This window comes from Streptococcus mitis (genome assembly GCF_047464035.1).
Lineage (GTDB): Bacteria > Bacillota > Bacilli > Lactobacillales > Streptococcaceae > Streptococcus > Streptococcus mitis_DX.
In genome coordinates, this window is sequence record NZ_JASHCQ010000013.1 from 40,715 (window position 1) to 46,978 (window position 6,264).

General features: G+C 40.9%; 6 protein-coding genes. All 6 read right to left on the minus strand.

All coding sequences use genetic code 11. The annotated features are described in order from the left end of the window. Positions 1–37: 37 nt before the first annotated feature. Positions 38–400 (minus strand): DUF1304 domain-containing protein, encoded by a 363-nt coding sequence (locus QM818_RS05635; protein ID WP_414300011.1) that lies wholly within the window; start codon positions 398–400, stop codon positions 38–40. Between the two features lie 10 nt (positions 401–410). Then, on the minus strand, positions 411–836 hold the full coding sequence (locus QM818_RS05640; RefSeq protein WP_414300012.1) for a MarR family winged helix-turn-helix transcriptional regulator: 426 nt from the start codon (positions 834–836) through the stop codon (positions 411–413). 321 nt (positions 837–1,157) lie between these two features. Further along, the gene (locus QM818_RS05645; protein WP_414300013.1) at positions 1,158–2,426 is read right to left on the minus strand and encodes a LysM peptidoglycan-binding domain-containing protein; all 1,269 of its coding nucleotides are present in this window, start codon (positions 2,424–2,426) and stop codon (positions 1,158–1,160) included. 165 nt (positions 2,427–2,591) lie between these two features. Further along, a complete protein-coding gene (locus QM818_RS05650) occupies positions 2,592–3,212 on the minus strand; it encodes an HAD family hydrolase (RefSeq protein WP_414300014.1) in 621 nt (206 codons plus the stop codon). A 3-nt stretch (positions 3,213–3,215) separates the two neighbouring features. Next, complete coding sequence (locus tag QM818_RS05655) at positions 3,216–4,496, minus strand: MATE family efflux transporter (RefSeq protein WP_414300015.1); 1,281 nt, start codon at positions 4,494–4,496, stop codon at positions 3,216–3,218. Positions 4,497–4,556: 60 nt separating this feature from the next. Continuing rightward, the gene (thrC, locus tag QM818_RS05660) at positions 4,557–6,041 is read right to left on the minus strand and encodes a threonine synthase (RefSeq protein ID WP_414300016.1); all 1,485 of its coding nucleotides are present in this window, start codon (positions 6,039–6,041) and stop codon (positions 4,557–4,559) included. Between the last annotated feature and the right edge of the window lie 223 nt (positions 6,042–6,264).

Below are 6,264 nucleotides of genomic sequence, written 5' to 3' on the forward strand. Positions count from 1 at the left end.
TGAAAAGGACCGGAGAGTATCAGACTGGCATTAAAGTTTATTTAAAGAATAAAATACTAATCAAGGCCAAAATAGCTGGTCCACCTTGCTTCAAAATAATTTTCTTATCTGCTGTGAGAGAGCCATAAGCCGCAGCACCAATCACAAATAAAACAAAAATAGTCACAATTTCTAAATTCTGTGAGAAATAAATTCCATACAAGAGAAAGACTCCTAGCAAAGCATTATAAATCCCTTGATTTTTAAACAATGAACTTACTGACGGACGAGCCAGTTCTTCCTTGTCCGTGTTAAAGACATGACTAGTCGCATCTGATTGCGTTGCAATACTTTCCAAATAAAAAATGTAAAAATGCTCCAAAGCAACAATCGTTGTTAAAATGATTGTAATAATTGACATCTATTTCTCCTTAAATTTCTATATTTTCAATACCCAAAACCAATTTATTTAATAGACGGCTGAGTTCTGTTCTTTCAGACTCTGTTAAGATACTTTCCATCTCTTCCTTAACCTTGATATGTTGCAGAGGGGGATTCACCACTAACTGCTCTTTGGCATACTTAGTAGCCTCTACCAACACTTCTCGCTGATTTTCAGGATTGCGATGACGCTCCACCAAACCTTCCTTTTCCAGAATCTTGAAATGTCGTGTCAAAGCAGCCTGATCAATCTTCAAACGCTCCTGAACTGCCATTTGATTACAGGGAGAATTCTCCAGTAAAAACAGTAAAATCTGATACCGTGTCAAACTAATTCCAAGCCTTTTTTCAAATAATTTCGTGTTCGCTTGCTCAGACAAGCGGAGTTGATAAAGTAAATCTTGAATCTCTAACATCTCTTTTCTCTTTTTCGGTTGATTTATCAATAGTTGATTAATCAAGTATAATATAAAGTAAAATAGATTGCAAGAATGTTGCTTGGATTATTACAAGATGGAAACTCCCCATTTTCCATTCATATTGATACTCAATGAAAATCAAAGAGCAAACTAGGAAGCTATCCGTAGGTTGCTCAAAGCACAGCTTTGAGATTGCAGATAAAACTGACGTGGTTTGAAGAGATTTTCGAAGAGTATGACAAAGAAAAAACGAACGAGACTTGCTTCCTATCACGAAAGCTAGATCTCATTCGTCAAAATGATATTACCAAGTCTGGTTTATCCATTCATTGAAACGTGAACGTGGTCATAGTGGTTTTCTGTCACACTACCACGGTCTGGCATTGGGTTCCAAGTATTAGCTGGTCCATATTTGCTATCGAATGGAGCATAGAAACGTTGTTTCCAGATAATGTAACTAATTCCACGGCTAGCCATGTTTTGAATAGCGTATTCCGCAAGCTTATCCCCTAGTTCTGAGCTTTCTGGTACCATGAAGTCGATAGCCAAACCTTTTCCGTGATCTCCACTGTCTCCTGGACGGTAACCACTAAAGGATGTGATGCCAAACAAGTTAGCAATTTCTTCTTTAAAGGCAGCTGTTTGTGGTTGAAGGCCTGCATTTTCAGATTTCGCTACCGCAAGTCCAGCATAATCGGGCGCTGCTGGAGCCGCGTAAGTTGTTGAAACTGTTTTCTTCTCTTCTAGTTGATAAGTAGAAACTGCTGTTGTAGCTTCATTTGATGAGGCTTCTTTTAATTCTTCTGAACTTGTTGCAGTTGTTTCGATTGCTGTTTCTTCTACTGGCGCTGTAGTTGCTTCTACTGCTGATTCAGCTTGAGGACTTGCTTGTGCTTCCTGCTTCTCAGCTTGAGGGCTTGCTTGTGTTTCTTGCTTCTCAGCTTGAGGGCTTGCTTGTGTTTCTTGCTTCTCAGCTTGAGTCGTTGCCTGAGGAGCTGCTTCTGCAACTACATTGCTTGTTTCGGCTGTTTGCTCTTCTGGGACAGAAGTTCCTGTAGATGGTGCCACTTCTTCTGCAGTAGCAACTGTCTCTGCAACTTCTGAACTTGTTGCCACTTCTTTTGTTCTTGTAGTTTCTACTGCTTTTGGTGCTTCTACAATCGGTTGAGAAAGGTCTGCAACCTGAACAGTTTGATCATCAACCGTTACTTGATTGGTTGTCAAATCTGCTGTCGCAGTTGTTACTTCTTCACTAGAATCTACTTGAGGTGTTTGGATTTCAACTTCCGTTACTTCCTCGACTTCATTGACAGTCGTTGTCAAAACGGTTTCTGGGAAAATCAAGTCCATATTAGTGATTTTATTCAAATTCGCAAGAACTGTGACATCTACACCCAGGGCTTCTGCAATGGTGCTCAAGGTATCACCATACTGAACGGTATAACTTGTTTTGTTATCCGTTTTAGTCAAATCGTTTTTGATTTGCTCAACACTACGTGCAGTCCAAAGAACTTCTTCTGCTTGAGTTGCTAATACTGGGGCAAATGACAAGGCTACTGTTGAGGCTAATAATATTCTTTTCTTCATTCTTTCAAATTCCTTTCAAATGAGTACCTGTCTATGATAACACAAAAAATGTAGAAAAAAAGCCCTCTCGGGCCTATTTAACAGAACTGTCTATCCCTTGTAACAAACTCGATTACTTGAAATAGTTTGTTAGGTCTCTGTCACAAAACTGACACAATATTTTTATCACTTAACCTTAAAAATAAGAGGAATATCTTCTAATGCTTGAATCCTGTAATTGCCTTCATAAGACGCCTCTAAAAAGTTGATGCTTTGAATCCCACTATTCTGGGCAAATTCCACATCCAGAGTTCGATCCCCTATATAATAAGTCTTCTCAGAATCCAACTGATACTTGTCTAACAGATAGGTAGCTGCTTCTGAACTAGGTTTACGCGCAAAACCACTTTGATTGGTTAGAATCTCTGTAAAATAGGACTCCAACCCCAAATCTCTGAGAATGGTAAGAGCATTATCTCCCTTATGAGTGTAAACAAACTGCTGAATTCCTGATTCCTCTGCCCAAGCTAGCACATCACGCGCACCTGGCATCAAAACTACCTGAGCATTCTTCTCAGCCAGACTCTGGGCACGCACCTGATTTAACACTGCCACATCCATCTTTCGCTCTTCTGCCACCTGCACAAGCAAATCTTGTACAGAATACTTGAGAATAAACTCCCTCACCTTCTCTTTATCATAAGGAATAGAAAATTGAGCATAGGTCTCCTCAATCCCTGATAAAATCGCCTCATAAGAATCCAATAAAGTCCCGTCTAAATCCCAAATAAAAGCTGTTTTTTGCATTTCCTATCCTTTCAAGCTCATATAACGCTGGTAACGGTAACGTAGAAATAACCATCGAAAACCATTATCCAAGAGAGTCCCTGCCCAAATACCAGGCAAGCCCCAACCAAGCACAATCCCCATCAGATATCCTGTTCCAATGCGGATACACCACATTCCTATACTTGTCGCATAAAAGGGAAGGCGAGCATTGCCCAAACCCTGCCAGACTGCTGTATAGATGACTGTTCCTATCGTCATAGGAGTACCAAGTAGTGAAAAAAGTGTCACTAGAACACTAGCCTCCACCGCTAGAAAATCATTCGTATAGAGATGAGTCAGTGGTATGCCCAAGGCATAGACACTAAGCGTCAAGGGTAACATGAGGACCAGAGAAAGCCAAAAGGTTTGCTTACTCAAACTAGCGACTCTTTTCCAATTATCCTCTCCAACTGCTCGGGCCACTAGCATGACCGTTGCCGTAGCCACGCCAAAGGCAGGCATATAGTTAAACTGGGTCAAAACCTCCCCGACCGCATTTCCTGCCACTGCCTCCGTCCCAAAAGAAACGACCAAGGCAATAATCACTACATCTCCAGCCCTCATCATAAGCCGCTCTCCAGCTGCTGGCAAAGCTAAGGTCAATAGTTCCTTATCTAAACCAAAAGTCGGTTTCTCAAAAGGCAACTTTAATTGCGACCATAAAATCACAAGACCTACCAAACGAGACAGAATTGTCCCCCAAGCAACACCAGCTATCCCCATATCCAAAACAAAAATAGCTAGACTTGAAAAAAGAATATTCAAGGCATTGGATAAAAGACTAACATAGAGAGGCAGACGTGGATTATGCGTTGCACGAATCAAGGCACCCAGACTGGTCATCAAGCCCAAAAGAACAATCGATCCGCCTACCAAGGATAGGTAGAGTCCACCACTCTCAGCTACATCTATCTCCGTCCCCAAAAGTCCTATCATCTCTTTCCCAGCGAAGATGGACAAAAATCCTAAAAGGAAACTTAATAGTAAGGTAATCTTCAACGCCTCAGTCACATGATAGGCTAGCATAGATTGATCCTTCTGCCCCAAACTTTTTGAAATAACACTGGAAATAGCAGCTCCCAGAGCGATGAAAATCGCCTGGTAAATCGTGATAATATTGCCAGCTACTGATACACCCGAAATAGCTATCAAGCCCAAGTGGGCTACCAGATAACTGTCCACCATCCCCATGAGCATCTGCAAAAAGTTTTCGCCCATAGCTGGTAAGGCAATATTAAGAATGTCTTTATTTTTCTTAAACAATCCTTCCTCCTGATGAAAAGAAACTCAGTTGGTTTCCCAACCGAGTTTACTCCCTCTGTCTTAAAGTCCTAGATAATCCTCAACCGCTGCTTGCATATCAGCAGCTGCCACTGTTGTCTTGTGACGAACAGGAGCTGTTTCAAGTCCATCAACTGCTGGTGGCACTGCAACACCTGAGATTTCATGTAATTGATCCAAGGCTTCAAAGTCTGTCAAGCCTGCTTTTCCTGTTACAGCTTCTACGGCAACCACTGGAAACTTGTAGGGACTAGCTGTTGAAGCAATCACCGTCTTAGTCACATCGCCAGTAGCCGCTTGGTATTTCTTATAAACTGCCGAGGCAACCGCCGTATGTGGATCCTCGATATAAGAATCTGCCTCATAAACACGCTTGATTTCTGCTGCCGTTTCTTCCTCAGTCGCATATTCAGCTGCAAAGAGGTCCAAAATCTCTGCATCAAAGTCTGTCAACTCATATTGTCCTTGCTTGTTCAAGGCATTCATAAGTTCAGCTGTTTTAACCGCATCATTACCTAAAAGATGGAAAATCAAACGCTCCAAGTTTGAAGATACCAAAATATCCATAGATGGACTAGTAGTCACTTTAAACTCACGTTTCTTGTCGTAAACACGTGTCTTGAAAAAGTCTGTCAAAACATTGTTGTCATTTGAAGCACAGATTAATTTGCCAACTGGTAGACCAATTTGCTTAGCATAAAAGGCAGCCAAGATATTTCCAAAATTTCCTGTTGGTACTGTGAAGTTGACCTTATCACCAGCCACAATCTCACCAGTCTTAACCAACTGAGCATAGGCATAAACATAATAAACAATCTGTGGCACCAAACGACCGATATTCATAGAGTTGGCAGATGAAAATTGCAGTTTATTGGTAGCCAACTTTTCACGAAGGGCTACATCGTTAAACATATGCTTCACATTTGTTTGAGCATCATCAAAGTTACCATCAATAGCGATAACATGAGTATTATCACCAGTCTGAGTAGTCATTTGCAACTCTTGAACCTTGCTGACACCATCCTTTGGATAAAAGACGATAATCTCAGTTCCAGGCACATCCGCAAACCCTGCCATAGCAGCTTTCCCAGTATCACCAGATGTCGCTGTTAAGATGACAATCTTGTTCTCCAAACCATGCTTCTTAGCAGCTGTTGTCATAAAGTATGGCAAAATAGACAAGGCCATATCCTTAAAAGCAATTGTTGAACCATGGAACAGTTCCAAATTGTATTGGCCGTCTAATTTCACCAAAGGCGCTATAGCTGGAATATCAAACTTGCTATCGTAGGCATTGTTGATACAGTAGTCCAACTCCTCAGCTGTAAAGTCATCTAAAAATGCTGACAAAACTAACTTAGCAACTTCCTGGTAAGAAGCATCTTTCAATTTGTCAAAGTCCAAATCTACCTTTGGATAAGTAAGCGGTGCAAACAAACCACCATCCGTCGCCAAACCTTGCAAAATAGCTTGGCTAGCAGTTACTGTATTGTTGGCATCACGCGTTGATTGATAAACTAATGTCATTACTCTCTATCCTTTATCTATAGTCTCATCCATTATATCATGATTTTTCAGAAAATTCTCCTTTTATAAGAGAAATTATAGGCTCAATTCTTCTTGCGTAACTTCTCAAAGTAACTTCCACCTCTCTCCCAAAACTGGAAGTTAGTCTCAGACGACGAATGATGCTAGAATTAAGTCTGAGACTTTTCGTAAGGAGGCACCTCATGACGAAAAAACAAAAACA